Genomic DNA, 25186 nt, shown 5'->3' with positions numbered 1-25186 from the left:
TTATTTACACATCCCGCGCTTTGAAAAAATTATAGATAGCAAGACCAATGGCTAAAAGCAACACTGCATGAATTAGATTTCCGGCAATATGAAGTGCCAGTCCTAATGCCCAAAAAGCAACCAGTATAACAACAATACCCCAAAGTATACTCAACATATATTTGCTCTGAATTAAATCAGTTTTAATTTGTTCAAATATTTTACTCCCTAGTTTCACTTTTATTCTATTTGCCCTAAGAAAGATTATTTTGCACCATTACTCAAGTGACTTGGTATGCTTAATATATCGTTACTATTTAATTAGATAAAGGTAGCGGCTGTGGGCTGTCAGTTAACTGCCTCCATCATTACCTCAAACGACAGGATTGCTCTATAGTCTGAGTCTCTTCGAGTCAACCGCAACCGTATAATTGCGTTGTTCCCATTTACTGCTTTCAATCCAGAAAAAGGTAAAGCTAATTGGCTGTTGCTGGTTATCAGAAACAGAAATATCTACAAAATCCACTCCTAACTTTGTGGAAGTAGAAAGCATATTTTGTGTGGTTTGCCAATTATCATCTGACCAGTGCAATTGAAAAGATGCTAAAGTGTGAATTCGCAATGTCTGATCTTTTTTGACTTGGCTGATTTGTCGGTTAAACTTCCAAATTTCCAATGATTTACACTGCTTTCTTTCGCCTAGATAGCGATTTGCCACCTCTGGAATAAAATCAAACACCTGTCCGTCATGAGTTGACCGTAGCAGCTTGATATACTCTGCATGGGCCCACATTAAAGGCATCGCTGAACCTGTTGGTTTTCCTAAATACATATAGATATCAGGGATATCTGCCTGATCCCAAACCTGTTCTGGTAGCAGACAAGTGTCTGAAGCAAATCCTTCCATCACCTTGATATATGTTTTGACATCGCCGCCAGCAGCTAGTTCATAATGTCCTCGCTCTCCTGCTAAGAGAGGCCAAGCGCGTCCCTTACCCCAGCCAGTATAAGGACTTCCGTCTTCTTGCTGACCGTAACCGTCGTGGTTGTAACGATGCCAACAAGGCCCAACGGGTGTATCTACTTTTAAAACTGCATCAATTACTTTGACAGAATCAACAATAATCTGGTCATTTGGTTTACGAATTCCATAGCGCACCAATTGTAGAAACCCACCATCAACAATTTCCTTGGCTGGAAATTCTGCTGGTTCACCAGGAGGTTGACTGCTGATCAAAAGAGTTCCTTGGTTAGGATTTTCGTTGGGTTGAGGATTATTAATATCTGAAGGAGTAATTCGGATATAATGCCGTTTGATCCCAGGAACCAAAGTTCCTTCAGTAGTTACTGTCCAGTCTTCAATGTGAGATTCTAAAAAATCGGCATATTCTTCGATGAATTCTGCTGTTGCTTCATCCCCACGTTCACGAGCAAATTGAGCAGCACAGATTAAGGCGGCAATAGTGGATGCTATTGTTGAGGGTGAATAACCACTGTTTTCTTCCCAGCGTTCTTGTTGGGTAGCCGGGCCGTGACGAATTAAATAACCCGCCGCCCGGAGAACCATCGGATAAATATCGAACTTTAAGCAAGTATTCTGCTGATGCAGTAGCCATGCTAAAAGAATCGGAAATGCCACCTCATCTAGTTGGATACCTTTCCAGTATGGTTCACCATCAACCCAGAAATTTTGGGCAAAACCGCCATCTTCCTGCTGACTAGTTGCGAGATAAATTAGCGATCGCACTGCTGTTTCTGTTTGACCAGCAGCTACTAAACCTGATACACTGCTTACCATATCCCGCGTCCAAACAAGGTGATATCCTCCTTGTTCTTGGTCGTCTTTGGCTTCACCCCAAGGAATCGCCAGGGATGCAATCAACGCACCGGGATAAGTTTTGTCTTCATGTGCTAACAACAAACTAATGCTGTTGTGATACAACTTCCCATCATTGTATGAAACACATTCTAGCGGTCGGATATTGCGGCGCGATCGCTTCCACTGTTCGTTGTATTGCTGCTTCTGCTGTTCAAAAGGAATATTAAGCGACTGAAATAGCGTGGAAATTGCATTATGCAAGTTTGTACCAAACGCCAGTCCTAAAGTAAACTCTTTACTACTATCTAGATTTAGTTTTCCAGTCAAAGCAAGATTGCCATCTACAGCACTATCAAACTCCCAATCCATCTGGAAATTATCAGCTAAATCTGTCCAGCCATCACTTTCACCGACGTAACCACACGAAAGGCGGGTAAAGGGAACTGTTGCACCCAGTGCTAGCCATGTTCCTTCTTTCTGGGCTATCAGAACACGATGCCCAGCAACCTCTACAGCGTAACCATTATTACCCATTCCTTCAACTTCCAGATGCGGTGCACACAAAGCATATAACTGAAGTTGGGAGATAAAATCGCTCTCTCCTGTTAATTTTGTGTGCTGTAAGATACAGGGGAAATGCGGGTCAGCAATCACTTCTTTGATGACGGCATAACGTCCTTGTGGATCGGAATTAGTGATGCGGTATCCTAAACTATGAGTCCACATTGGTTCCACTTTTGATTCGAGATCGCGTTTCTCGTCGTGGAAAAAGCTTTTCCCATCAGAAATTAGATACTGCAAATCCCGAATTTGGGGTTTGTCTACTGTGGGATGGTAGATTTCAGTGACAATACCGTTCCAAAGAGTAAACCAAATGTTACTAGAGGTAGAGTAAGCTGTTCCGACTCCATCTTTATTAGCATGAGTCCATCGAGGCTCAATACCCGGTGAGCCAAAAGCTTCTGATTGACCAATAATCTTTACCATAATTTATTGTAGTGATAAGCTTTGAGTGCATTTTGAAAATGCTGTGTTTGATATTTGTGTGACTAAAAATTTATTCAGAAGTTGGCGAAAATTTGCGAGCGGCAGTTAAGGATTTTGCTTCAATAAAAATTTGTTTGATTTCAGGATGCTTTTGGCGAATTTTTACTTCTAAACTTTCTACAGTTAAGGCTATTTCCTCACCTGTCAGATTTTTAGAAAATTGAATTTCTAAGTTAAGCAATACTTCCTGTGGAGCAAGCTGCATTGTTAGTACACGTACAACTTCTTGCACTCCTGGTTCTGTTTTTGACAGAGAGCGGATATTGGTTATAGTTTGAGGATTAGCACTTTCACCAAGTAACAATCCTTTACTTTCTCTCGCTAGTACCACTGCTACTATAGCCAAGATAATGCCAATAATAATCGAGGCAATGCCATCAAAATAAACATTATTAAATAAATGTCCTAAGAAGATTCCGATTAAGGCAACGAATAAACCTAAAATTGCAGCAGTATCCTCAAATAATATTGTAAATACTGTGGGATCTTTACTGTTTTTGATTGCTTGCCAGAAATTTTGTTTACCCTTGGTCGGCAAAAACTCTTTTAAAGCTACAGTCCAAGAAAAACCCTCCAATAATATTGCCATACCTAACACAATATAATTCCACATTGGGTTTTCTAAAGGGCTAGGTTTAATTAAATGAGTGATTCCTTCATAAATTGACATCCCGCCGCCAAGGGCAAAGATTAGGATAGCAACGATGAAAGTCCAGAAATAAAGTTCTTGACCGTAACCAAAGGGATGGCTATCATCTGCTGGCTTTTGGCTTCTACGAATTCCCAGCAAAAGTACTAGTTGATCGCCAGTATCTACTACCGAATGAATTCCTTCAGATATCATGGCGGAACTGCCAGTAATGGAGGCAGCGATAAATTTAGTAATAGCGATCGCTAAGTTAGCGCCCATCGCTGCAAATATAGTTTTATGAGATGAATCAGATGCCATGAGAGTAAATAATAATTATGCAGAAACTTCTAATTCACCATCCAGATGGGTAACTTCCCATTGGGTTGGTTCGACATTGTGCCAAAACTTCTCCTACAGCCAAATTTAATCGTTGATTGTTATCAAACCAGGATTAACATTGTATTCGTTGTGAATATCTAAAGATTTGCAAGACCTTCATGATATTTTTGCTTTTTGGCCATAGTATTATCCTGATGATTTAAATTGTCAAATCAGTAAAATATCTGATTAAAAAATTTTTGCTTTTTTATTATTTTAAAAATCTTTAGTATTTTTCTAATCTATCTAGAGAAAGATAAATAGCATATTTTTTACTAAAAAATATTTAAATTATTTGTCATTTATGTGACAATAATATGTTTTTCTGTTTAAGATTTGTAAAAATGTAATTTTAAAGCTTATATCAATCTCCAGAAAAATTTATGGTATATTCAAAGCAAGTTGGGTTATTGGTTAAAGTAAATTTTTTAGTTAATCAATCCAAAATCTAAGATGACCTAAATAAGAGAACCATATAAGAGAAGACGTTAAAGACTTTTTAGCCGCCTCTAAAGCGTCTGATTAGATTGGCTATTATCAATCCCATCTAATAAAAATAACCATTTTTTAGTTCTTTTAAATGCCAAACAATATATGATATTAAGCAGAAATATAGTTATTTTAGTGGGGTTTGACATTTGGAAAAAATAATTAATGAAAAATAGTAAATATGTATTTTTCTATTTCAAAAGCTACTTGAAAAATTTCAGTGCATCGTAAATTATCAACGTTTTTTAATTGGTTGATCTGTGACGTTAACACAGTATTCTTGAAAATATGAATGATACGTTAAACGGATGGCAATTCTATACACGCATCTACATATTTAGACCCATGAAGGAGAAAACGATGCCTGCTCTGTCTCTGAATAACCAAAATTTACCATACCCTGACCCTCTGCACCCCATCATTGTCCATTTCGTAATTGCGATGGTGCTTTTTTCTTTTGTGTGCGATGTGCTGGGCTATTTCACCAGCAACGTGCGGTTATTTGAGGTGAGTTTCTGGAATATGTTTGTGGCCTCAGCAGCTATCTTTTTAGCGGTGATTCTTGGTCAGTTTGAAGCAGGTCTGGCGAACATCTACCCAGCAGTCCAACCAACACTAAATTTTCATACGGTGATGGGTTGGTCGCTGGCGGCTATTGTTGTTGGCATTACAGCTTGGCGTTTCGTGATTCGCAAACGCACTCCACGGAAAGTACCACCTGCTTACCTTGGTGCTGCAACCTTTTTAGTCTGCTTAGTGTGCTTGCAAATCTATTTAGGGAGCAAGCTAGTTTGGGTGTATGGGTTACACATTGAGCCAGTTGTGCAAGCAATGAAGCAGGGAGTTTCGCCATGAACTGGCAACTCATTGACCAGTTGAGATTGAGGCTGAATGCTAACGGATTACCTTATGAGATTCCAATACATCCGCAACTGGTGCATCTAACATTGGGTTTGTTCATTCTTGCTATTATTTTTGATATCGCAGGAGCGCTTTTTGCTTTAGAAAAACCAATCTTCAAATTTTTGGGTTTGCCTGCCCTTCGTTCTGGTTTTTTTGATGTCGGCTGGTATAACCTCATTGGAGCAGCTTTGATCACCTTTTTCACCGTTGCAGCTGGTTTTTTCGAGCTACTGCTAGCAAATCCACCAATCGATCAAAAGAGCGCTTGGGGGTTAACTGCTGGTTGGACAATGCTTTTGCATGGTTTGGGTGGCGTTTTGCTGTTGGGAGCGATCGCAGCTATGACAGTATGGAGAGGTTTGCAACGCTATCGCTGGCGCAAGGATGCTTCTAGGCAGGTGCAGTGGAGTTACTTGTTAGCAGGTATTGCAATATTGGGCATCTTGTTTGTCCACGGAACTTTGGGAGCGCAATTGGGAGAAGAGTTTGGAATTCACGTTACTGCTGCGAAGTTACTCCAAGAAGGTAAAAACCCAAATTTACTACCCAAATAATCAAGCAAGAAGCACTCTTACATGAGATTATTATGTTTAGTTTTTTTGAATATGTACTAATAGCGTTTTATGTCGCAGGGCTGCTAATTGTCAGTCGATGGATTGGACAACAGGCGTTTTCTTGGATGCCTCCCCAGGCGACAGCAGAAGCACAACGGGTAGATGATTTATTTAGCTTTTTAGTCTCAATTGGAGCATTTATCTTGCTGGGGCTGGTTGGTGTTATTGTGTATGCGATCGCCTTCCATCGCGCCCGCCCAGAAGACTACAGCGAAGGACACCCTTCTAGAGGTGATGCGAGGCTGGAAATATTATGGACAGCTACCCCAACTCTGTTAGTAATATGGATTGCCTTCCAAAGCTTCAATATTTATCAGCAATTAAATATTCTCGGTCTAAACCAAATTGTGCATTTGCACGCGCCCTTAGAATCTGCACCCGCCTACGCTGCAACCGTTAGCGATGTCCCCAAACCTGCATCTGAAACAATTGATGTTTTCGTTAAGCAATGGGATTGGTCTTTCCACTATCCAAATAATATTACCAGTAAGGAATTACACTTACCGAACAATCGCAGTACTCGCTTAAATATGCAAGCACAAGATGTAATCCACGGTTTCTATGTTCCTGAGTTTCGCTTAAAACAGGATATTGTTCCAGGGCGGAAGATTGACATTGTACTAACACCCATTCGCCCAGGTAAATATCGACTGAAAGATTCTCAATTCAGTGGTACTTACTTTGCCTTGATGGAGGCAGATGTATACGTTGAATCCCTTGATAAGTATAATCAATGGCTCGCGCAAACGGTATCTAGCGATCGCAGTTTCGCTCAAAATCAGGCAGTTGCCGAAAATATCCAACCACCAAAGACATTATTCAGAAGCGGCTGGCACAACGTCACACCTGCTCAACCTGCTGTAGCCAATCAAAGGAAAATAAATAATGACACATGATTTGAGTGAAGCTATAGCCAGGGATAGAGAACCTCAGAATGGCTGGCGGCAATATTTCAGCTTCAGCACCGACCATAAGGTAATCGGTGTTCAGTACATGGTGATGACCTTCATTTTCTTTCTTCTCGGCGGGCTGTTGGCGATGATCATCCGTGCGGAGTTGCTCACCCCGGAAGCAAATTTAGTTGACCGCCCCCTCTACAATGGTTTATTCACCATGCACGGGACAATCATGATTTTCCTGTGGGTTATTCCCTTCAATGCAGGTCTTTCTAACTACTTAGTACCCCTGATGATTGGAGCGCGGGATATGTCTTTTCCCCTGCTCAATGCCATCTCTTTTTGGATTTTACCACCAGCCGGTCTGCTACTACTGTCTAGCTTTTTGCTACCTAACGGGACTGCACAAGCTGGTTGGTGGTCTTATCCACCAGTTAGTCTGCAAGTTCCAGGCGATCAGTTGATTAACGGTCAATTTATTTGGATAGTTAGCCTAGTACTAATCGGCATCTCTTCAATTATGGGGGCTGTCAACTTTGTTACCACTATCTTTTGGATGCGATCGCCAGGGATGACATTTTTCCGAATGCCCGTGTTTGTGTGGTCAGTTCTCAGTGCCCAGTTGTTGCAGCTAATTAACTTACCAGCCTTGACGGGTGCATTGATACTGCTGTTACTTGACCTCTCCTTCGGTACACAATTTTTTAAACCTGAAGGAAACGGCGACCCGATAATTTACCAACATTTATTCTGGTTCTACTCTCATCCCGCAGTGTATATCATGGCGCTACCAGCCTTCGGTATTATTGCGGAAGTTCTGCCAGCCTTTTCTCGCAATCCCCTATTTGGTTATCGGTCAGTTGCTCTTGCTTCTTTGGGTATTGCTGTAGTGAGCATTTTCGTTTGGGTGCATCACATGTTCACCAGTGCGACCCCCGGCTGGATGCGGATGACTTTCATGGCCACCTCGATGTTAGTTGCCATACCTACTGGTGTTAAAGCATTTGCTTGGACTGCCACAATCTGGAGGAGCAAGTTGCACTTAGAGACACCAATGTTATTTGCGATGGGAGGTGCAGTGATGTTTATTTTTGGCGGTGTCACAGGTGTGATGCTTGCCGCCACGCCATTTGATATCCACGTCAATAATACTTACTTTGTCGTGGGTCACTTCCACTACATTGTTTTTAATACTATTACAATGGCAATCTTTGCCGGAATTTACTTCTGGTTTCCCAAAATAACTGGCAGGATGTACGCCGAGGGTTGGGGGAAGCTGCATTTCTGGTTGACCTTTATTCCTGCCAATATCACCTTTTTCTCCATGCACCCATTAGGTTTACAAGGGATGCTACGCCGAATTTCCTCCTACGATCCCCAGTATCAGGGATGGAACGTCATCGCTAGCCTGGGATCGTTCTTACTGGGAGCATCTACGCTGCCCTTTATTGCTAACATTGTCGGTTCTTGGCTATATGGAGCCAGAGCAGTTGATAATCCCTGGCACGCTACAGGATTGGAATGGACAACTTCCTCACCACCTCCGCGAGATAACTTTGAAGAGATTCCTGTTGTCAACAGACCTCCTTACGACTATGGCGATCCAAAATATTCATTTGTGGAAAATTCTGATAATGGTGAGTCAAATCGGTAGGGACTGGGGACTGGGAAGGAGATATAGTTATAAATTCTTCAATGCCCAATGCCCAATGCCCAATCCCCAATTCCCAATTCTTAATTCCCAATTTCCAAAATCATGCAACGTGGCAACATTCATATAGATGAAAGTCCGATCCGTTTTGATCGGTGGCGGCGACGCTTACCGAATTGGTTACAGCGCTTTCTGCCAAGTGGTGGCGGAAGTCATGAAGATCATCATGGCAAAGGAATGTTCGGATTTACTGTGTTTCTGTTGTCGGAAAGTATCATTTTTTTGAGTTTTATCTTTACTTATGTTGCTCTACGACTGAATACTACTAACTGGCTACCACCCGGTATTTCTGGCCCAGAATTATCTAAACTCGTGATTATTAATACGGTAGTTTTGCTTTCTAGCAGCTTTGTGATTCAACCAGCAGAAAATGCCCTCAAACGAAATCAACTCAGAAAATTTCGCTGGCTCTGGCTGATAACGATCGCAATGGGAACCTACTTTTTAATTGGTCTATTAATTGAGTGGAAAAATCTTGATTTCAAGATTACTACAGGATTAGTTGGTTCTACATTCTATTTGCTGACAGGTTTCCACGGTCTACACGTTCTGGCTGGTGTTGTGCTTCAGATAATTATGCTGATTCGCTCATTCATTCCAGGCAATTATAATAAAACTCACTTCGGTACAAGTGCGACTACTCTATTTTGGCACTTTGTTGATGTAGTTTGGGTCTTCCTTTTCTCGCTTATCTACCTTTGGCGGGCATAAAAATCTTTCAGTTAACCAAGTATTTTCAGGAGTAATTTGATGAACTTATTATTGCAAGAACTACCAGCATCAGAACTCGCCCCAAAAGCAGTTCAAGAAACTCCCGCACCAGGTAAAGATCCACTCATTGCACAAGGTTTACAAAAAGAGCAATATATTGGCATTATTGGGCTAGCGATCGCTCTAATTGCTGCTGTGGGATTTTTTAGTCGCAGAGTCGAATACGCTATTGGTTTCGCTTTGTTTCTTAGTGTCATTTTAATTGCGTTATTTTTATTTATATAGCAGATTTGTCATTGGTCATTTGTATTTTTGTAAAAGTCTTAATTTTGACTCTTTTCTTGCACCTCTATGTGAGGCAAAAAATCTGATTTAAATGCTTAACATCCTGGCAAAATCATGATTTGACAATACTTTGGAGATATTTTATGAACAGCCCAGTTTACCAAACTGTGATTGTCGGTGGTGGCTTCACCGGCTTATTTACAGCCTTACACCTAGCTCACGAACATTATCCTCGCTCTGTAATTTTGATCGATCGAAATGAAAGCTTTTGCTTTAAGCCATTACTCTACGAATATTTCAGTGGCGAGATGGATGCTTTTCAAGTAGTACCGCGTTTTGCAGAATTGCTTAAAGGCAGTGGTGTCATCTTTGTTCAAGATGCAGTGGAATCGATAGACTTACATCAACAACAAGTCAAATTAGCTTCGGGAAACTCATACAACTACAGTAACTTAGTATTAGCTTTGGGTAGTGTTACTGGTTATCATCATCTTGAAGGTGCTAAAGAATACGCTTTTCCTTTTTGGACAGAAGCAGATGCGATCGCTCTCGATCGGCATTTAGGCGACTGTTTACAAAAAGCAATCAAAACTGAAGATCCAGAACAACGTCGTCAACTGCTAACAGTAGTTGTAGTTGGTGGTGGTGCAAGTGGTGTTGAAATGGCAGCCACTTTAGCTGATTTACTCCCACATTGGTATACCGCTATGGGAGGAAATTCTGATGAAATCCGGGTGGTATTGCTCAATCACGGTAAAGAAATCCTTAATGGTGATATTAACGATCCTCTGCGCCCAATTGCTGAGAAAGAATTACAAAAACGCACGATCCCAATTGAAATACTTACGGGAGCAGAAGCCACTACTATTCATGTTAACGCCATTGAATATAAGCGCAATGAGCAAATTGAGACATTGCCAACATACACCACAATCTGGACAGCTGGTACTTCTATTCACCCACTAATTAAAGATTTACCAATTTCCCAAGAACATCGGGATCGTCATAACCGCCTCCTAGTTACTCCGACAATGCAACTACTCGACTTTCCAGAAGTATTTGCAGGCGGAGATTGTGTAGCAGTTGAGGATAAATCACTACCGCCAACAGCCCAAGTTGCTTATCAGCAAGGAGCTAATATTGCCCAAAATTTGAAAGCATTAGCTTTAGGTGAAGACCTCAAACCAGCAAAGGTAAATCTACGCGGAACTCTCTTAAAATTGGGGTTAAATGATGCTGCCGCTAACCTTTTCAATATTTTTGAAGTTGCAGGGGAATCCGGGCATTTAATTCGTCAAGGCACTTATTTAACGCTATTGCCAACACCAATTCATGACTTTAAAGCAACAACTGAATGGGTGGATGAAGAGATTTTTCATCACCACCTTGACCCTCATGATGTAGGCAAAAAAGTTGTCCAAGCAGTGGAAGTAGTTGGTGCAGGAGTTATGGGCGTTTTAGCTGCCAGAAAATTATTGAAAATGTTGGGTTCGGAAGATAAAAGAGACTAGGGATTAGTAATCTAGACTTCTTGCATAAATCAAAAGCCCTCATCCTAAATCCCTCTCCCAAAGGAGAGAGACTTTGAAATGGACTTTAAAATTGGCTCCCCTTCTCCCACACTTGGGAGATGAGGGCTAGTTTTACATTCGTGCAAGAGGTCTATTTAGTCATGCTTTTGTCACAATTTCGCAATAGCTTTGTCAATACGATGTGTGATGCTATAGCTCTGGCTTCGGAAATAGTCTCAGACTAAACCCACACACCAGAATCTACAGAGGAGAATCACTTAAGCACAGTCCCTTATGAAGATGACTCTTCAAATAGAAATTGCAAAATCTCATACAGTTGGAAGGAACAAGAAGATGAATTGGAAAGTACTTGCTTTGCTCCCTGCTTTGACTTTAGCTACTGCTGTGCCTGCTTACTCTTTAACTAATAATAAAAGCCAAAATCCGGCTACTGCTACCCACATTGCCCAAAGTACTCAGCAAGGCAACACCATGAAAAAAGCTAATGCTGTACCAAAGCTTAATGCCAAGCACAAGTCTAATCATTTGGCAAAGCGTAGTACTGGTAGTGTACTGACAGTAGGCAGCAGAGGAGAGACAGTGAAAACTGCTCAGAATTCTTTAAAACAGCAAGGATTCTATACAGCAAGTGTGAATGGTGTGTTTGATAATAAGACTCGTGCAGCGGTGATCAAATTTCAGAAGTCTAAAGGATTAAGAGCAGACGGAATAATTGGACGCCGGACTTTAGCAGCTCTTAAATAAAATAGTTTACTAATATCCTCATTGCTGAAATGCTTTAAAGACAAAAGGCTAGAAAATAAATTCTAGTCTTAAAATACTAAACCAACTTTTTCTATCTGCGTAGGTCGGGGAGCCATTGCGTCTTTGCGGTTTCCCGATTTATTCGCTTTTAACGTTCCCTGCCGATAGCAAGTAGCGTTTGAGGAACGAAACCCAACATTTCTGGGGCTTTGTTGGGTTGTACTTTGCTTAACTCAAGCGTATTAATAAATAATGTATATTTGTTTCAGCGTCAAAAATTTAACAATTTGGTAGTCAACCTTCCTAGTGGTGGGTCTGTAGCCATACGTGTCAACTTAAGCCGAAAACTATATCAGACAGGCGTTTTGCAAATCTCTCACCCCCTCATCCCCTAACTCCTTCTCCCAAGGGAGAAGGGGAATTGAATGTCTAGCTCCCCTCTCTTGGGCTACGGTTTACACACAAGTCTGAAATAGTTGATTAACCAAGGTTTTACCCCACCCTAACCCTCCCCTTATAAAGGGGAGGGAACCAAATTTCCTATTTCCCCCCAATATATCGGGGGGATTAAGGGGGGTAATTCGACTTGTGTGTACACCGTAGCTCTCTTGGGAGAGGGGCTGAGGGTGAGGGCAAAACGTTTTCACCAAGCGGGTTTAGCGTTAAGTTGACACCAATGGTCTGTAGCTTGCTTCCTGCACCTATACCCGACTAATTGATTCTGAATTCTGTATCTTCTTCAAGATACGCCAGAAATTCCTCTAGTAATTGATAGCAATTGTTCGTAATCCTTTGGTGTATCAATATCCATATCCCCTAGTGGAAACGGAATAGAAAAAACTTCATTGAGGTTATTATTAATAACTTTTTTTGCTCCTGAAGTTTCTTTTAAAGCAGCAAGTTCTGAAAAAAATGTCTGATTAAATAGAGCAGGTACACCTAATGTATTCCCATATTCACAAGCAATAATCGATTTTTTTGTCGAATAATATGCATCAACAAGTTGATTAATAATTTGGGGAGAAACAAATGGCTGGTCGCCAAGTGTAATAACTACTGCTTCTATTTTTTGCGGAAGATTATTTAACAATTCAATACCACTCTTGATTGAAGTACTCATTCCACAAGCCCAATCCAAATTCTTAACTACTTTAACAGGAAGTTGTTTAATTTGGGGATGAATCTGTTCTGCATTGGCTCCAAGTACTACTACCACAGGTTGACAAACTGAAGCGAGCGCTATTTCTGTAATATATTTTAAAAAACTACGCCCTTGGTAAAGCAATAGTTGTTTCGGTGTACCCATCCTAGTAGATGCACCAGCAGCAAGAATCATAATGGCTATGGTTGATTTCTCGTTGTCTATAGCAGTCATAAAAACTATGTGGTAAGTAGCAAGTTTGAGTTGCTTTCATAACGTTGGTGAATCGGTTGATTGCGATTTCTTAAAAAATTACCATTGCAGTTTGTTAGCACTGCTTGAATTTCCGCAATAATCGCGATCGCTATTTCTTCAGGTGTATCTGCTCCAATGTCAATCCCAATTGGGCCATGCAATCTTTTTAATTGTTCAGTAGTATAATCTATTCCTTGCAGATGTAAATCTTCAAGCAATCTTTCAGTACGCAGCTTTGGGCCTAAAACCCCTATGTAGGGTGTAGGAGATGGCAGCAACATTTTCAAAATTTCTAGGTCGTCAAGGTAATTATGCGTCATCACTACAGCAACTGTGTGGGCATTTATAAATATCTGTTTATGTACAATTTCTCGCAGACTAAGAATAACATTACAAGGCATAGGAAATCGTGCTCTAGTTGCCTCATTAGCTCGACAATCGACTATAGTAACGTCCCAACCTAATGCTTGAGCAAACTGGGCTACGGGTACAGCATCATAACCTGCACCAAATATTATTAAAGATCTGGGTGGTTGGATGACTTCGATGAAAACTTCAGCACTGCCTAAACGTAACTGATAGTTGTTTACCCTTGACTTTTGATTAGCAAAGGCTGCTTGACTATCTGCAAGCAGAGATTGAATTAAATTTGGATCTTTGATGTCAGTGATAATTTTACCATCAGGATACAGCAGGAGGCGCGACCCAAGTTTGACCTTGACTGTGCCTTCAAAGGCAAAGACTGTAGCAATAATACCCAAATGTTTTTTATGAAAACACTCCTGTATAAAAGCGATCGCATTTGGTGTGCTTTCTCCCTCAAGACGTTCGATGAGAACTTGCACTATCCCATTGCACCCCAAACCAAAGCCCCAAAGAATATCTTCGGAGGCGGTACTATCGTAAGTAACAACAATTGGTTCACCGTCTGACATTCGTTGTTGAGTATGCTCAAATACATCGTTCTCCAAGCAACCGGCACTGATTGTTCCGATAGTCCGACCTGTATTTGTCATCAGCATTTTAGCACCCGATCGGCGATAGGTTGAACCTTGAGTCTTAACTACAGTCGCAATAAAAGTCATTTCACCACTTTTTTGACTTGACTCGAAGCCTTCTAAAATTGCTTGTAATTCGTTCATTTGATTGTTTATTTTTCTGTTTCTAGCAGTTTGTCAGCTTGAGCAAGCAGTCCCAATGAAAACAATGTGATGACTGTGCCATCCTGTGCGATTGTGCATCGCTGCTAGTGTCAAACACAAGTCTCTTTGCCGCCCATTAATGATTGCAGTATATGCATTAAACTGATACCATTTCACTTTTAGGTTGATACAAATAGGCAGCAGGGGAGCAGCACTTCTCTACGAGACGCTGCGCGTAGCTTGCTTCCCCGTAGGGGTACGGCTATGCTCAGTGACCGAGGAGCAGGGGGAAAGAGTTAGAAACAAATTATTTGTATCAAGTATTTCGTGAAATGGTATGAGGTGCATTGTTAACCACCGCAGGCATCGCAGTGTTGTACTACTCAAGATAAGCGAAAATACCGCTGAAATCATGCCCCACGGGATAGTTGTCAACTTGAGTCATTTATCTATCATTAGAATTAGCACGGAATACTGATTTTTCGTAACTACAGTGAATACTCTCAACCACCCGCAAAACTAGATAATTTTCTGTTGTGTGGTGGATGAAACATTATGTGTTTTTTTAGACAATGAATAAATCACCATCTAGATGAACACTGAGACGCCGCTGCTTGGGCAAATTAACTCAGGTTCATCTTTTTTTAGTATCTTGTGGTTCATGCAACCCCCAATGTTGGAAACAATTGAGGCAATTGAGCGATCGCAAAACAAAGATTTACGGAGCGGACTCTAAGTAGAGGTTGTCATAACTGCGGTATGCATGTATCACTTCAGCATTCGAGGAGCAGGGCCACGAGTGACATCCAATCCTGATGACACACGAGGTAGAGCGATCGTTTTGCCTGTTTGTGCGGCTTCGTAAATCACGGTTATTAGTCTTTGGTCTTGCAAACCTTCTTCACCAGGGGTATGAGGTTGCTTGTTTTGAATCACACAATCTGCCATGTGATCGATTTCTAAGGCAAACTGATTTTTCTCACCTATCCGCACTTCGCTGATGTTTTCTGCCATGCTATTGGTGGGCGATTTGCGCGAAATCATCATCCGCAAACCGTTATAGGAAAACCCCGGATCGAGTTGCGCCCAAGCATCAGAGCCGAAAACGCGGAATCGACGCGCTTCGTGGAAGCCGTAGCTAGTGGAGCAAATCCCTAGTATCCCACTGGGAAACCGCAGCTGGAAGGTGACACTTTCTTCAACTTCTTTGAAGCGAGGATCGCCAGGAGTGCTGAAGATTTGGGCGCTAATTGCGATCGGTTCCTCTCCTGTTAAATAACGAGTTGCATTCAAGCAATAAATTCCCACATCCGGTAAAGAGCCACCTCCAGCTAAGGCGCGTTTCAATCGCCATTGATTTAAGTCACCTCCCTGGTTTTGTCCGTTATCTGCCTGAATCACCTTCACAGTTCCCAATTCTTTGCTACGGATCATCTGAATCATGGCACGATGGTGTGGCTCATATTGGCAGCGATAAGCAATCATCAGCTTGCGATCGGCTTGTTTGCACGCGTCGATCATCTGTTGAGCATCTTCGACTGTGGTTGCCATTGGCTTTTCACACAGAATGTGCTTCCCAGCTTTCGCACCACGCACCGTATATTCCCGGTGCATACTGTTAGGCAGTACAATATAAATCACATCAACGTCTGGATTGTTGCGGAGATTGTCGTAATTCTGATAGTTGTAGACGTTTTGCGGTTTAATGCCATACTGCTGTGCAACTTGATTGGCTTTAGCAGCATCACCACTAACTAATGCAGTTGGCTTTGCTAGTTTACATTCTGCAAACGCAGGCATGATTTCTTCTAATGTCAGTCTGCCAAGTCCAACGATCGCAAATCCTAAGCGTCGCTCTGGAGGTAATGCAGTTGGTGGCCCCCCTGTCTCAACCTCAGTTTTTTCTGAGATGGGTGGAAACTCAATCTGAGGCGGTAACGGGCCTCCGCGTGGGGTTGCTTGCCCAGTTGGTTGTTGAGCAGTAACCTCTTCGCCCATACTACCAATTGCGGCGGCTGAAATGGCTCCTAACCCACCTGTAGTCAGAATCTGACGGCGAGAAATTTTTCCTTTAAACAATTCAGGCATCGTGGTTTCTTAATTCTTAATGATGAAATTTTGGATTGAGTACAGCAATTTGTAGCAAATTCAATTTAGGAATACCCTGCAATGCCATTGTGTTGCCTAACAATGCCATTGTGTCGCCTGACAATGCCATTGTGTCGCCTAACAATGCTAATACCTTTCTTTGCAATTAAAAACACTACGCTTTTACGCAAAACTTTACTTAGAGGACTCCAAGAAATAAATTATCTAATTCCTTCATGCAACGCTGATATTAGACTCCTTTTCCCCAACCTCCCCAGATCCAGGGCAGCATAACTTCGGGGAAAACCCCAAGCCATACTGCCGAAGCTTTTATGGACGCTCATGATGCGTTGTCATCTCATTCCCAGATGCTCTGCCTCTGGTCAACCCTCAAGAGCCAAAGCTACACTTTGTAACTAATTACCCGGACATGATATTAGGGAGTACTAGTTGGAGTGGAGGTGCTAGTTGGAGTGGAGGTGCTAGTTGGAGTGGAGGTGCTAGTTGAACTTCCAGAATTAACAAGGGAACGAACCTGTTGCAGGTGTTCTTGGAGGATTGGTAGACTTTGAGCCGCAAATGCTTTCACTTCTGGATCTTGTCCCTGTTCAGCTTCAGTTTGAAATGCAGAGACATCCTTTTCATGATCTTGAAGCATATGATTCAAATATTGGCGATCAAATTTAGCACCAGAAAGTTTGGATAAGCTTTGCTGGATTTGCTTATTTTTTCTGTCGAGACGAGTTGGCAGGGTTACACCTTTTTGAGTCGCCAACTGTTTGAGTTGATTGTTTACCAGGGTATGATCTTGAACCATACGCTGTCCATACTGTTTTACCGCATTGCTAGCTCCACGTTGTGATGCTAGTTGTCCTAGTTGGACTTCTGCTAAACCACCTTGAGCAGCTTCATTGATAAACTGTCTGTCTGAATAACTGAGGCTATTTTGCCCTGGTGTAGTTGGTGATGCAGTTGGAGATGGACTCTCTGTCGTTTGCACAGATTGAGCAGGTGGAGCTTCAGATATATTGTCGTCATGGGGCGTAGTTGGTGTGCAACCAGTTGCCAGAGACAAGGCGATCGCTACTATACCAGTAGAATATATTTTGAAGTTGGACATAATTGTTCTCCTTGGATAAAGCTATATTTTGAAACGTTGAATGAAAAATAAGCGCGATCGCCATGTCTACAAAAGTTTGTCTAAGGTAATTGGCAAATCGCGGACACGCTTACCCGTGGCATGATAGACAGCGTTAGCGATCGCCGCCGCAGTTGCGGTAATCCCAATTTCACCAATTCCCTTGACACCCAAGCGGGTTGATATGTGGATCGTGTTCATCCACAAACAATACCTCAATATCAGGAACGTCTGCATTCACTGGTACATTCTTTTGTTCGTCTCCAGGCTTGGCATCTGCACGCGCTTCGATAAATTCATCGAAAGTTGAAGTCTGTGAAGTCCCGGCGTGTCGCAGAGCAGTCAATTTGCCATCATGGGTTGCACCTAGAGAAACCTGTTGAATAAACCATACTTTCTTACAAGCATTTTCTCTAAAAAGACATTGTTAATAGAATACAATTTCATCTTGTTATGTCTCTCTATCAGAAGATTTATGCCATAAGTCTTATCTATAATTCTCAAAATAGAATTAAGGCGTCAGTCATCAGAATATAAACAGTGAAACACCACACTAAATATGCTTTATTTAGTGATTTGAACTTCTTTATGAGAGCTGCACCAACAGCAAACAAGATGCGTAGCTTGCTTCTCTGTAACAATAGTTTGGCAATGGTGGATCCAAGCTAATAATTTTGGCAAGAGTATTTCTCGCTTCGCAGCAATAGCTGTCTAATTTTGACTTCAAAGAATTCGCCAACAAAGCCCCAATATTCGCGAACTACTTTGTCTTTTCCATATCCCGTGAAAAGTCAAATTCCTATTTCTTACCCCACCCAATGTGTTTCTTGAAAGTTACTTGCTGTGAAACGCGAAGAGTGGCTTTAATTAAATCGGCTGCTTTTTCGCCGATCATAATTGTCGGCGCGTTCGTATGTCCCGTGATTAAAGTTGGCATAATTGAGGCATCGACGACACGCAACCCTTTAACCCCATGTACCCGTAGTTCGGGGTCTACAACCGCCATTGGGTCAGTTCCCATTTTGCAGGTGCCGATAGGATGATACACAGTACCGCAAACTTCTCGGATGTAAGCAACGAGTGCTTCATCGCTAGTCACATCGGCACCAGGCGCAACTTCTCTGCCTCGAAACTCATCAAAGGCACTAGTATGAAACAATTTGCGTATTAATTTAATCCCGTCAACTAGCTTTTGCACATCGGATTGACTTTGCAGATAGTTCAGCCAAATCATTGGTGTATCTTTGGGATCAGATGAGCGCAAACTGATACTGCCAACGTTTTGGGGATGAGTCAAAACGATTATACCCGTGAAACCTAAACCAGAGTTGGGATAGCTAGGAGGTACCCTCAAAATGGGAGCGAAGATCAGCTCTAAATCTGGCGCAGCGTCTAGATGACCCTCGCTATGCAAAAACAATCCAGTTTCAGCGATGCCATTACTGTGTAAATCCTGAGTCGCCTCGTATGGCACAGGAACGCAAACGTGGTCTTGGAGGTTTTGTCCGACACCTGGTAAATCAACAACGACCGGAATTCCCATTGCTTGCAGGTACTCTGCATTGCCAATGCCGGAAAGCATCAGCAGTTTGGGCGAATCGAACGCGCCAGCACTTAAAATCACCTCTTTGTTGACCCTGACCTGGTGCAGTATGCTCTCGTGCAGATATTCCACCCCAACAGTGCAAGTTCCCTCAAAAAGCAACCGAGTCACTAACGCTCCAGTCATTGTTGTCAAATTGGGACGCTTGAGAATTGGCACCAGGAATGCAGCAGCAGTACTGTGTCGTTTACCATCCTTGATAGTCACCTGAAAAGGTCCCGCACCTGACTGCTGCATTCCGTTGAAATCAGGATTTTCGTCATAACCCATTGTCACACATGCATCTACAAATCGTTGGGATATTGCAGATGGGGAAATGACATCGGTCACGCTCAACTCGCCATCTACACCGTGGTATTCGGAAACACCTCGTTGCTGGTTCTCAGATTTTTTGAAATAGGGCAATATATCCTGGTAACTCCAACCGGGATTCCCCAATTCCCTCCAGTGGTTATAATCGTGATAATTGCCTCGAATATAAGTCATGAAATTAATCGAACTGCTGCCGCCCAAGACTTTGCCACGGGGACAAAAGATTTTGCGGTTATTGAGGTAGGGTTCTGGTTCAGAGAAATAGCCCCAGTCCACCTCGGAGCCTGGTAGGTTTGTACATTCCGACGGGATTTGAATCTCCGGTTTTGTATCCTCTTTACCTGCTTCGAGTAACAACACAGTGGTTTCAGGTTCTTCTGTCAGACGGTTGGCGACAACGCAGCCTGCCGAACCTGCACCAATCACAATGTAGTCATATTGGTTTTTAATTACCATTCCCCTGAACCAAGAACGTTTTGCTGTGTAATATCATTTACCCAATACCACAATTATTCTTGACTTTCAAGAGCAGCTTTGAGAGCGTGTATTGCTCAACCTCTGATGTAACACCAATTCAAAGTCATGGCAATCGCCAGCACTGGTGTGTTCGTCGTTCGCGCAGCGTCTCGAAGAGAAGATGTTGCCGTTGGCGAAGCCTCTCGTTCGCGCAGCGTCTCCGACAGGAGAAGAGAAGGCATCGCCTGAATCATGCCATTACTACGGAAGAGGGAATTAAAGCTGTAGTCCTTATTCCGCAAACCTTATAGCTTTTCTTAGTGCCATTCCGCTTTATAGTCTATGTTATTGAAAGTGGCTATAAGTTTTTAGCGATCGCCAAATTTCAAATAATTGCAAATCAGTTTTCATCTCGCCCGTGAACTTGAGCGGGTGGACTGGTTGCTTCAACAGCAGTAAATGATTCTAGAATTTTATAAGTGTGGCTGGCTCCTTTTGGTACTATCCAAGAACTCCCAGGTTCTAGTAAAATCGTTTGCCCTTCAATATGTAATTCTGCACGACCATTGATTACATAACCAACAGTTTCATATTCTCGTGCTGTTGGCTCTTTAGATTCGTTCGGTTGTTCATTTTCCCACAGACGCATGGAAATACTTTTGCCAGATGCAAGATATTTTTGACCAAGTTGGCCTTTTGGAGAATGACTAGAGTCTACTTTGTTAACGGTTGTATCAGACATATTTTTTGCCTCTTTATAGTTTTAACTTTGGAAATTGGGCATTGGGCATTGGGCATAGGTTATTTTCCTAGTCTCCCTCATCTCCCTCATCTCCCTCATCTCCCTCATCTTCACTCCCCATTAAGGTTTGAGTACAACTTTGATGCAGTTATCTTTCTTCTCCTTAAAAATTTCGTAGCCGTGGGGCGCTTGTTCTAGAGGTAAGCTGTGAGTAATGATAAATGTTGGATCGATATCACCGTTTTGGATGTGTTCTAGCAAAGGTTTTAGATACTTGTGGACGTGTGTTTGTCCCATTTTCAAGGTTAGGCCCTTGTTCATCGCAGCACCCATCGGCACTTTATCTACGAAGCCACCATATACACCCGGAATTGATACGTGACCACCTTTCCGACAAGACACAATTACTTGTCGTAATGCCGTTGGACGGTCTGTTTCTAGACGTACTGCTTGCTTTACCTGATCGTACATCGCCATAAAATCTGTGCCATGTGCTTCCATTCCCACTGCATCAATGCAAGCATCGGGGCCACGACCACCAGTCATTTCTTTGAGTGCTTCGCCTACATCTACTTCTTCGTAGTTGAGAACTTCAGCTTTGCCGTATTCTTTAGCCATTTGCAGACGTTCGGGAATGCGGTCAAAGGCGATTACACGTTCTGCACCTAGCATATATGCGCTTCTGATAGCAAATTGTCCGACAGGACCACAACCCCAAACGGCGACAATATCACCGGGTTGGATGTTGCAGTTCTCAGCTGCCATATAGCCTGTGGGGAAAATGTCTGTTAAAAATAGTACTTGCTCATCCGTTAAACCATCGGGGATTTTGAACAAGCCGACATCGGCAAAGGGCACTCGTGCATACTCTGCTTGACCACCAGCATAACCGCCGAATAAATGAGAGTAGCCAAATAGACCTGATGGCGAATAGCCCATTTGCTTTTCTACTAACCAACCATTGGGGTTAGAGTTATCGCACAACGACCATAAATCCCGATTGCAGAAAAAGCAGTTACCGCAGGAGATGGTGAAGGGAACAACCACGCGATCGCCTATATTCACATTTTTAACTGCACTTCCAAGTTCTACAACTTCCCCCATGAATTCATGGCCAAGGATGTCACCCTTTTCCATTGAAGGGATGTAGCCATTGTAAATATGCAAATCAGATCCACAAATTGCTGTGGAAGTAATTTTAATAATCGCATCACGCGGGTTAAGAATTTTGGGGTCAGGAACCGTTTCTACCCGCACATCATTTGCTCCATGCCAGCAAACTGCTTTCATAATTATTTAGTCCTTAGTTATAATTTCTGGAGCATTCATATCAAGATAAATACTAAATTTAACTTGATTTTGAGACGCGATAACTATCGCGTCTCAGTAACCGCTAAAAAGTTATTCAACAATATATGAGTCAACAATCTCGACCCAAAATTTGTTAACTGTCTAGCTGCTACCTATCAGTTAGTTGCTAGAAGGAGTCCGATAATAACCTTCTCTACTTTTAGTAAATGATGAAGTTTCATCTCCGGTTCTGTTTGTAGTAGGATCAAAAAACTCTTTTGTTGCTTCAGGAGGTTTTTCATCCAAGTTTAACTTTTCGCGGATATTATCAACAGTGCTTTTGATTGGGTTTTGTGATTTTTGGGTATTATTGATTTGGGTATCGTTTCTAATTTCACCTTGCTCATTTGGTGTTCCTTTGTAATAAGTACCCTCTGGAGTTTTAACGTCAGCCAGTGCTATGTTAGTGTAGCTAAAAGCCTGACCCAGTAAGAACATAAATCCTACGAGGAAAACTACAACGATTTGAGAAATGCGAATATTTCGTAGCCATGAAATTACTCGATTCATAAAAAACCTCAATTGCATTATGTTGGGTGTACAATTCAAAACCTTAAATGACTGTTCACCATTCAGGTTTAAGAATAACTTTGATAGAGTTATCCTTTTTTTGTTGAAAAATGTGATGGACTTCTATACCAACAGCATCGATGCCATAGCCACCAGTTATCTGTTTCAACGCTTCGCCAGCATTAACTTCTTCGTAAGTTAATCACTTCTGCTTTGGCAAACTTTTTCGCCATTTTCAGGCGTTTGGGAAAGCGATCGCGATCAATCCCTTTTTTGGCGCTAATCATGGAAACTACTTGCGTCCACTTGATTGACCTTCGGTGGTGGCAATTTCGCCTGCTTCCATTAGCATCTTGAAGCGGCGCAATTCATCACCAATTTGCTGTTCTGGTTCTTCACCGAAAAGTTTAGCTACGGTAGCAGCCAATGCTCCACCTGGTGGGTTATACTCCAAGACAATCTTTACTTCTGTGCCGCGATCGCCTGGTGCTTTTTTGAAGCGGACAAAACCAGAATTATCAACATCTGCACCTTCGACAGAAGCCCAAGAAATAAACTCATTTTCCCGATCTTCGAGAATATCTGCATCCCATTCCACACTGTTACCCAAGGGTGCATTGGCAATCCAATGAGAACGTTTTTCGTTATACACTTTGACAGACTTGAGATGCTTCATAAAGGTGGGCAAATTCTCAAAGTTATGCCAAAAACGATACAATTCTTCTGCCGATTTATTAATTGTTACCGTCTTTTCAACTTTGATCGGTTGATTTATCCCTATTGCTTCCTGTGCTTGCTGGATTGTACTTTGTTTAGTTGCGCCTTGATAAATCAAACCACCACCAGCCAAAGCCGTCAGCGCTCCCCGCAAAGAACCTCGCTTTAAACCCATCAGCACCATAGCACCGCCACCGATAAGAGATGCCCAACGCTCTACTTCACTAGCTTCACCCTGACTGGTACTTAGTTTATCGTCTGATGTCGAAGCCACTTTTTTATTTCTCCATTACAGTAGATAACTCCAGAAATTAAATATGCGTTATCCAGAACTTTTGTAGAGACGTAGGACTGCTACATCTCTACACATTCTTTTTAACCAGATGTTTAAATCAGTTTGTTACAGTTTGTTACATTGATATAGCTGCCCCAGTCGTCGGCTTAGGAGGCTGAACCTGAGCGGTTGTCCGCCCTTTATACAACTCTACTAATTGCTGTTCAGATTTCAATAAATCCTGGTAAATTTGTTTGAAAATAGCAGTTGCTACTGGGTCAGTAAACGTGGCAGACAAATTACCTATATCGCCAATACCCGTTTGCACATCCCCCAAAGCGGAACGTAACTGATATATGTCATCACTTCCTGTTAAGGCAGTCTTCACCTTGGCATACTGATTAGCAATATTTGCGCCTAAAGAGGGTTTCTCGCCTAATCGCTGAAGATAGGTTTCCAGTTTTTCAATGTGGCGTTGTTTATTACTAATTATTTGTTGAAAAAGCGATTTAACTTCGCTATCAGATTCCTTTTCCAAGTACTTCTCAAAAGCTTCTAGCGAATAACGTTCACCAGTAAGGGCAACATTTAAACCTTTGCTGATATCACCTTTAGTTGAGCCACCCCAAGCATCAGCCAGTTTCCACCATTCAGCGCCTGTGTCTTTCTCATTTGGTAATGCAGCATCTTTGCCACCATAACCCAAACGGCTCAAAATAGCTGTGGTGAAAATTGCCAAGTCTCCGGGTTCACGAGATGTAATCAAATTTCCGTCAACCACCAACGGCTCATCTAAATAATTTGCGCCAGCGTTAGTTATATCCTTGGCAATAGCGCTAAACCCAGTAACTTGTTTGCCTTTGAGCAAGTCGCCTTCAATCAAAACTTGTGGGCCGTGGCAAACCGCAGCGACTAATTTTCCTTGTTGGATAGCCTCTTGTACGAAACGTACTGTATTAAGATTCCGCCGCATTTTGTCAGGAGCCATACCGCCAGGAATGATTACTGCATCAAATTCGGCTGCGATCGCTTCCGTTGTGGTACCGTCGGCTTGTATACTAAGTTTGCCGCGTTTACCCTGATATTTTTCATTCATTCGGGAACCAAGGACTACTACCTCCATTCCTGCTTGTTTGAATCCATTATATGGAACTGTAAATTCTGCATCCTCTACTGCTTGTTCAATAAGGATAGCGACTTTTTTATTGCCGGAGTGATTGTTATGTTCAGTCATAAATGGTGTTACGTTTTTATTTCTCTAGTTTTTAACTAGTTACAACAATATTTATCGATGAAGACAGTTAAACAGCCAAACTTTTTACTGAATAAATAATTTTGAATTACTTATCCTCATTGTCTGCCTCCGTTACTCAGATAATTCTTGAATATTCCATTGTTTAGCATTTAAATAATTAGAAATATGAATACTAAGTTTAAATGCTAAACTTAAAAATTTATTTTTGTTAACCTATTTTTGTCGAACAAAAAACAGTTATGAGTTAGAAGTTCGCTAATGAATAATTTCGGGTTGATAACTTCTAACTCATAACTTCAACTACAAGTTCCTTGACCATGAATTCATAGCTACAATCTTATGGCGTAATCGCTAGTTTAGCGTCGTACCCAGGGGATAGATTATTTTATAAGTTATACACCTCTAGTTAGACAAATTGCTGACAAGAAAACGTTATTGTGAGAATGCAGAAAAGGGCTAGTATC

The 25186-nt window shown here is 41.9% G+C and carries 23 protein-coding genes and 2 pseudogenes; 8 read left to right on the top strand and 17 right to left on the bottom strand.

The features are described from left to right. Positions 1-4: 4 nt before the first annotated feature. The 3 genes from HWQ40_RS25485 to HWQ40_RS25475 all read right to left on the bottom strand — a co-directional run bounded on the left by HWQ40_RS25485 (position 5) and on the right by HWQ40_RS25475 (position 3794). Positions 5-157 carry a lmo0937 family membrane protein gene (locus HWQ40_RS25485; RefSeq protein ID WP_292735705.1) on the bottom strand — a complete coding sequence of 51 codons (153 nt, stop codon included), beginning with the start codon at positions 155-157 and terminating at the stop codon, positions 5-7. Positions 158-370: 213 nt separating this feature from the next. Next, positions 371-2785, bottom strand: coding sequence for a glycoside hydrolase family 15 protein (locus HWQ40_RS25480; protein WP_292783431.1), 2415 nt, complete (start codon positions 2783-2785; stop codon positions 371-373). Between the two features lie 70 nt (positions 2786-2855). Next, on the bottom strand, positions 2856-3794 hold the full coding sequence (locus HWQ40_RS25475; RefSeq protein ID WP_292783428.1) for a cation diffusion facilitator family transporter: 939 nt from the start codon (positions 3792-3794) through the stop codon (positions 2856-2858). A gap of 909 nt (positions 3795-4703) precedes the next feature. Here HWQ40_RS25475 and HWQ40_RS25470 point away from each other — a divergent pair. The 8 genes from HWQ40_RS25470 (at position 4704) to HWQ40_RS25435 (ending at position 11739) form a co-directional block, all read left to right on the top strand. Continuing rightward, positions 4704-5198, top strand: coding sequence for a DUF2231 domain-containing protein (locus HWQ40_RS25470; RefSeq protein ID WP_292783425.1), 495 nt, complete (start codon positions 4704-4706; stop codon positions 5196-5198). Continuing rightward, the gene (locus HWQ40_RS25465) at positions 5195-5800 is read left to right on the top strand and encodes a DUF2231 domain-containing protein (RefSeq protein ID WP_292783422.1); all 606 of its coding nucleotides are present in this window, start codon (positions 5195-5197) and stop codon (positions 5798-5800) included. The genes HWQ40_RS25470 and HWQ40_RS25465 overlap by 4 nt, the downstream gene beginning before the upstream one ends. A 32-nt stretch (positions 5801-5832) precedes the next feature. After that, positions 5833-6756 carry a cytochrome c oxidase subunit II gene (locus tag HWQ40_RS25460; RefSeq protein ID WP_292783419.1) on the top strand — a complete coding sequence of 308 codons (924 nt, stop codon included), beginning with the start codon at positions 5833-5835 and terminating at the stop codon, positions 6754-6756. After that, entirely contained in the window at positions 6746-8410 is a 1665-nt protein-coding gene (locus tag HWQ40_RS25455; protein ID WP_292783416.1) for a cbb3-type cytochrome c oxidase subunit I, read from the top strand. Before HWQ40_RS25460 ends, HWQ40_RS25455 begins: the two co-directional genes overlap by 11 nt. Positions 8411-8512: 102 nt before the next feature. Beyond that, a complete protein-coding gene (locus HWQ40_RS25450) occupies positions 8513-9178 on the top strand; it encodes a heme-copper oxidase subunit III (protein WP_292783413.1) in 666 nt (221 codons plus the stop codon). Between the two features lie 39 nt (positions 9179-9217). Further along, a complete protein-coding gene (locus HWQ40_RS25445; RefSeq protein ID WP_292783410.1) occupies positions 9218-9463 on the top strand; it encodes a hypothetical protein in 246 nt (81 codons plus the stop codon). A gap of 143 nt (positions 9464-9606) precedes the next feature. Beyond that, on the top strand, positions 9607-10974 hold the full coding sequence (locus HWQ40_RS25440; RefSeq protein ID WP_292783407.1) for an NAD(P)/FAD-dependent oxidoreductase: 1368 nt from the start codon (positions 9607-9609) through the stop codon (positions 10972-10974). A 354-nt stretch (positions 10975-11328) separates the two neighbouring features. After that, complete coding sequence (locus tag HWQ40_RS25435) at positions 11329-11739, top strand: peptidoglycan-binding domain-containing protein (protein WP_292783405.1); 411 nt, start codon at positions 11329-11331, stop codon at positions 11737-11739. A 739-nt stretch (positions 11740-12478) separates the two neighbouring features. On the opposite strand, the gene HWQ40_RS25430 is transcribed toward HWQ40_RS25435, so the two are convergent. The 14 genes and pseudogenes from HWQ40_RS25430 to HWQ40_RS25365 all read right to left on the bottom strand — a co-directional run bounded on the left by HWQ40_RS25430 (position 12479) and on the right by HWQ40_RS25365 (position 24701). Continuing rightward, a complete protein-coding gene (locus HWQ40_RS25430) occupies positions 12479-13114 on the bottom strand; it encodes a nucleotidyltransferase family protein (protein WP_292783402.1) in 636 nt (211 codons plus the stop codon). Between the two features lie 5 nt (positions 13115-13119). Next, positions 13120-14277: an XdhC/CoxI family protein gene (locus HWQ40_RS25425; RefSeq protein WP_292783384.1), complete on the bottom strand. Its 1158-nt coding sequence runs from the start codon at positions 14275-14277 to the stop codon at positions 13120-13122. Positions 14278-15045: 768 nt separating this feature from the next. Further along, positions 15046-16365, bottom strand: coding sequence for a Gfo/Idh/MocA family oxidoreductase (locus HWQ40_RS25420; RefSeq protein ID WP_292783381.1), 1320 nt, complete (start codon positions 16363-16365; stop codon positions 15046-15048). A 16-nt stretch (positions 16366-16381) separates the two neighbouring features. Further along, positions 16382-16531 carry a hypothetical protein gene (locus tag HWQ40_RS25415; RefSeq protein WP_292783379.1) on the bottom strand — a complete coding sequence of 50 codons (150 nt, stop codon included), beginning with the start codon at positions 16529-16531 and terminating at the stop codon, positions 16382-16384. Between the two features lie 270 nt (positions 16532-16801). Then, positions 16802-17485, bottom strand: coding sequence for a DUF4142 domain-containing protein (locus tag HWQ40_RS25410; protein WP_292783377.1), 684 nt, complete (start codon positions 17483-17485; stop codon positions 16802-16804). A gap of 66 nt (positions 17486-17551) precedes the next feature. Beyond that, positions 17552-17753 (bottom strand): annotated as a pseudogene (locus tag HWQ40_RS25405) (hypothetical protein); the annotation flags it as partial. Between the two features lie 549 nt (positions 17754-18302). Next, positions 18303-19874, bottom strand: coding sequence for a GMC family oxidoreductase N-terminal domain-containing protein (locus HWQ40_RS25400; RefSeq protein WP_292783375.1), 1572 nt, complete (start codon positions 19872-19874; stop codon positions 18303-18305). 95 nt (positions 19875-19969) lie between these two features. Further along, positions 19970-20116, bottom strand: a complete 147-nt coding sequence (locus HWQ40_RS25395; RefSeq protein WP_292783373.1) for a hypothetical protein — start codon at positions 20114-20116, stop codon at positions 19970-19972. Between the two features lie 158 nt (positions 20117-20274). After that, entirely contained in the window at positions 20275-20616 is a 342-nt protein-coding gene (locus HWQ40_RS25390) for a cupin domain-containing protein (protein WP_292783371.1), read from the bottom strand. A gap of 120 nt (positions 20617-20736) precedes the next feature. Further along, entirely contained in the window at positions 20737-21906 is a 1170-nt protein-coding gene (locus tag HWQ40_RS25385; protein WP_292783369.1) for a zinc-dependent alcohol dehydrogenase, read from the bottom strand. Positions 21907-22086: 180 nt separating this feature from the next. After that, the gene (locus HWQ40_RS25380) at positions 22087-22476 is read right to left on the bottom strand and encodes a hypothetical protein (protein WP_292783367.1); all 390 of its coding nucleotides are present in this window, start codon (positions 22474-22476) and stop codon (positions 22087-22089) included. Between the two features lie 115 nt (positions 22477-22591). Beyond that, positions 22592-22763: pseudogene (locus HWQ40_RS25375) on the bottom strand (glutathione-dependent formaldehyde dehydrogenase); the annotation flags it as partial. Positions 22764-22768: 5 nt separating this feature from the next. After that, positions 22769-23467 carry an SRPBCC family protein gene (locus HWQ40_RS25370; RefSeq protein ID WP_292783364.1) on the bottom strand — a complete coding sequence of 233 codons (699 nt, stop codon included), beginning with the start codon at positions 23465-23467 and terminating at the stop codon, positions 22769-22771. A gap of 136 nt (positions 23468-23603) precedes the next feature. After that, the gene (locus HWQ40_RS25365; protein ID WP_292783362.1) at positions 23604-24701 is read right to left on the bottom strand and encodes a DJ-1/PfpI/YhbO family deglycase/protease; all 1098 of its coding nucleotides are present in this window, start codon (positions 24699-24701) and stop codon (positions 23604-23606) included. Positions 24702-25186: the final 485 nt, after the last annotated feature.

Origin of the sequence: Nostoc sp. NMS9 (assembly GCF_017114995.1) — a bacterium.
Classification (GTDB): domain Bacteria; phylum Cyanobacteriota; class Cyanobacteriia; order Cyanobacteriales; family Nostocaceae; genus Nostoc.
The sequence above is the reverse complement of the archived record's forward strand: the minus strand, read 5'-3'. Positions and strand labels throughout refer to the sequence as shown.

Bases quoted from the DNA above. Each gene is read 5' to 3' on its own strand.
- HWQ40_RS25480 (WP_292783431.1), bottom strand. From the start codon at position 2,785: ATGGTAAAGATTATTGGTCAATCAGAAGCTTTTGGCTCACCGGGTATT.
- HWQ40_RS25420 (WP_292783381.1), bottom strand. From the start codon at position 16,365: ATGCCTGAATTGTTTAAAGGAAAAATTTCTCGCCGTCAGATTCTGACT.
- HWQ40_RS25430 (WP_292783402.1), bottom strand. From the start codon at position 13,114: ATGACTGCTATAGACAACGAGAAATCAACCATAGCCATTATGATTCTT.
- HWQ40_RS25445 (WP_292783410.1), top strand. From the start codon at position 9,218: ATGAACTTATTATTGCAAGAACTACCAGCATCAGAACTCGCCCCAAAA.
- HWQ40_RS25365 (WP_292783362.1), bottom strand. From the start codon at position 24,701: ATGACTGAACATAACAATCACTCCGGCAATAAAAAAGTCGCTATCCTT.
- HWQ40_RS25380 (WP_292783367.1), bottom strand. From the start codon at position 22,476: ATGAATCGAGTAATTTCATGGCTACGAAATATTCGCATTTCTCAAATC.
- HWQ40_RS25410 (WP_292783377.1), bottom strand. From the start codon at position 17,485: ATGTCCAACTTCAAAATATATTCTACTGGTATAGTAGCGATCGCCTTG.
- HWQ40_RS25400 (WP_292783375.1), bottom strand. From the start codon at position 19,874: ATGGTAATTAAAAACCAATATGACTACATTGTGATTGGTGCAGGTTCG.
- HWQ40_RS25470 (WP_292783425.1), top strand. From the start codon at position 4,704: ATGCCTGCTCTGTCTCTGAATAACCAAAATTTACCATACCCTGACCCT.
- HWQ40_RS25435 (WP_292783405.1), top strand. From the start codon at position 11,329: ATGAATTGGAAAGTACTTGCTTTGCTCCCTGCTTTGACTTTAGCTACT.
- HWQ40_RS25455 (WP_292783416.1), top strand. From the start codon at position 6,746: ATGACACATGATTTGAGTGAAGCTATAGCCAGGGATAGAGAACCTCAG.
- HWQ40_RS25395 (WP_292783373.1), bottom strand. From the start codon at position 20,116: ATGCCTTCTCTTCTCCTGTCGGAGACGCTGCGCGAACGAGAGGCTTCG.
- HWQ40_RS25485 (WP_292735705.1), bottom strand. From the start codon at position 157: ATGTTGAGTATACTTTGGGGTATTGTTGTTATACTGGTTGCTTTTTGG.
- HWQ40_RS25460 (WP_292783419.1), top strand. From the start codon at position 5,833: ATGTTTAGTTTTTTTGAATATGTACTAATAGCGTTTTATGTCGCAGGG.
- HWQ40_RS25475 (WP_292783428.1), bottom strand. From the start codon at position 3,794: ATGGCATCTGATTCATCTCATAAAACTATATTTGCAGCGATGGGCGCT.
- HWQ40_RS25385 (WP_292783369.1), bottom strand. From the start codon at position 21,906: ATGAAAGCAGTTTGCTGGCATGGAGCAAATGATGTGCGGGTAGAAACG.
- HWQ40_RS25390 (WP_292783371.1), bottom strand. From the start codon at position 20,616: ATGTCTGATACAACCGTTAACAAAGTAGACTCTAGTCATTCTCCAAAA.
- HWQ40_RS25450 (WP_292783413.1), top strand. From the start codon at position 8,513: ATGCAACGTGGCAACATTCATATAGATGAAAGTCCGATCCGTTTTGAT.
- HWQ40_RS25425 (WP_292783384.1), bottom strand. From the start codon at position 14,277: ATGAACGAATTACAAGCAATTTTAGAAGGCTTCGAGTCAAGTCAAAAA.
- HWQ40_RS25440 (WP_292783407.1), top strand. From the start codon at position 9,607: ATGAACAGCCCAGTTTACCAAACTGTGATTGTCGGTGGTGGCTTCACC.
- HWQ40_RS25465 (WP_292783422.1), top strand. From the start codon at position 5,195: ATGAACTGGCAACTCATTGACCAGTTGAGATTGAGGCTGAATGCTAAC.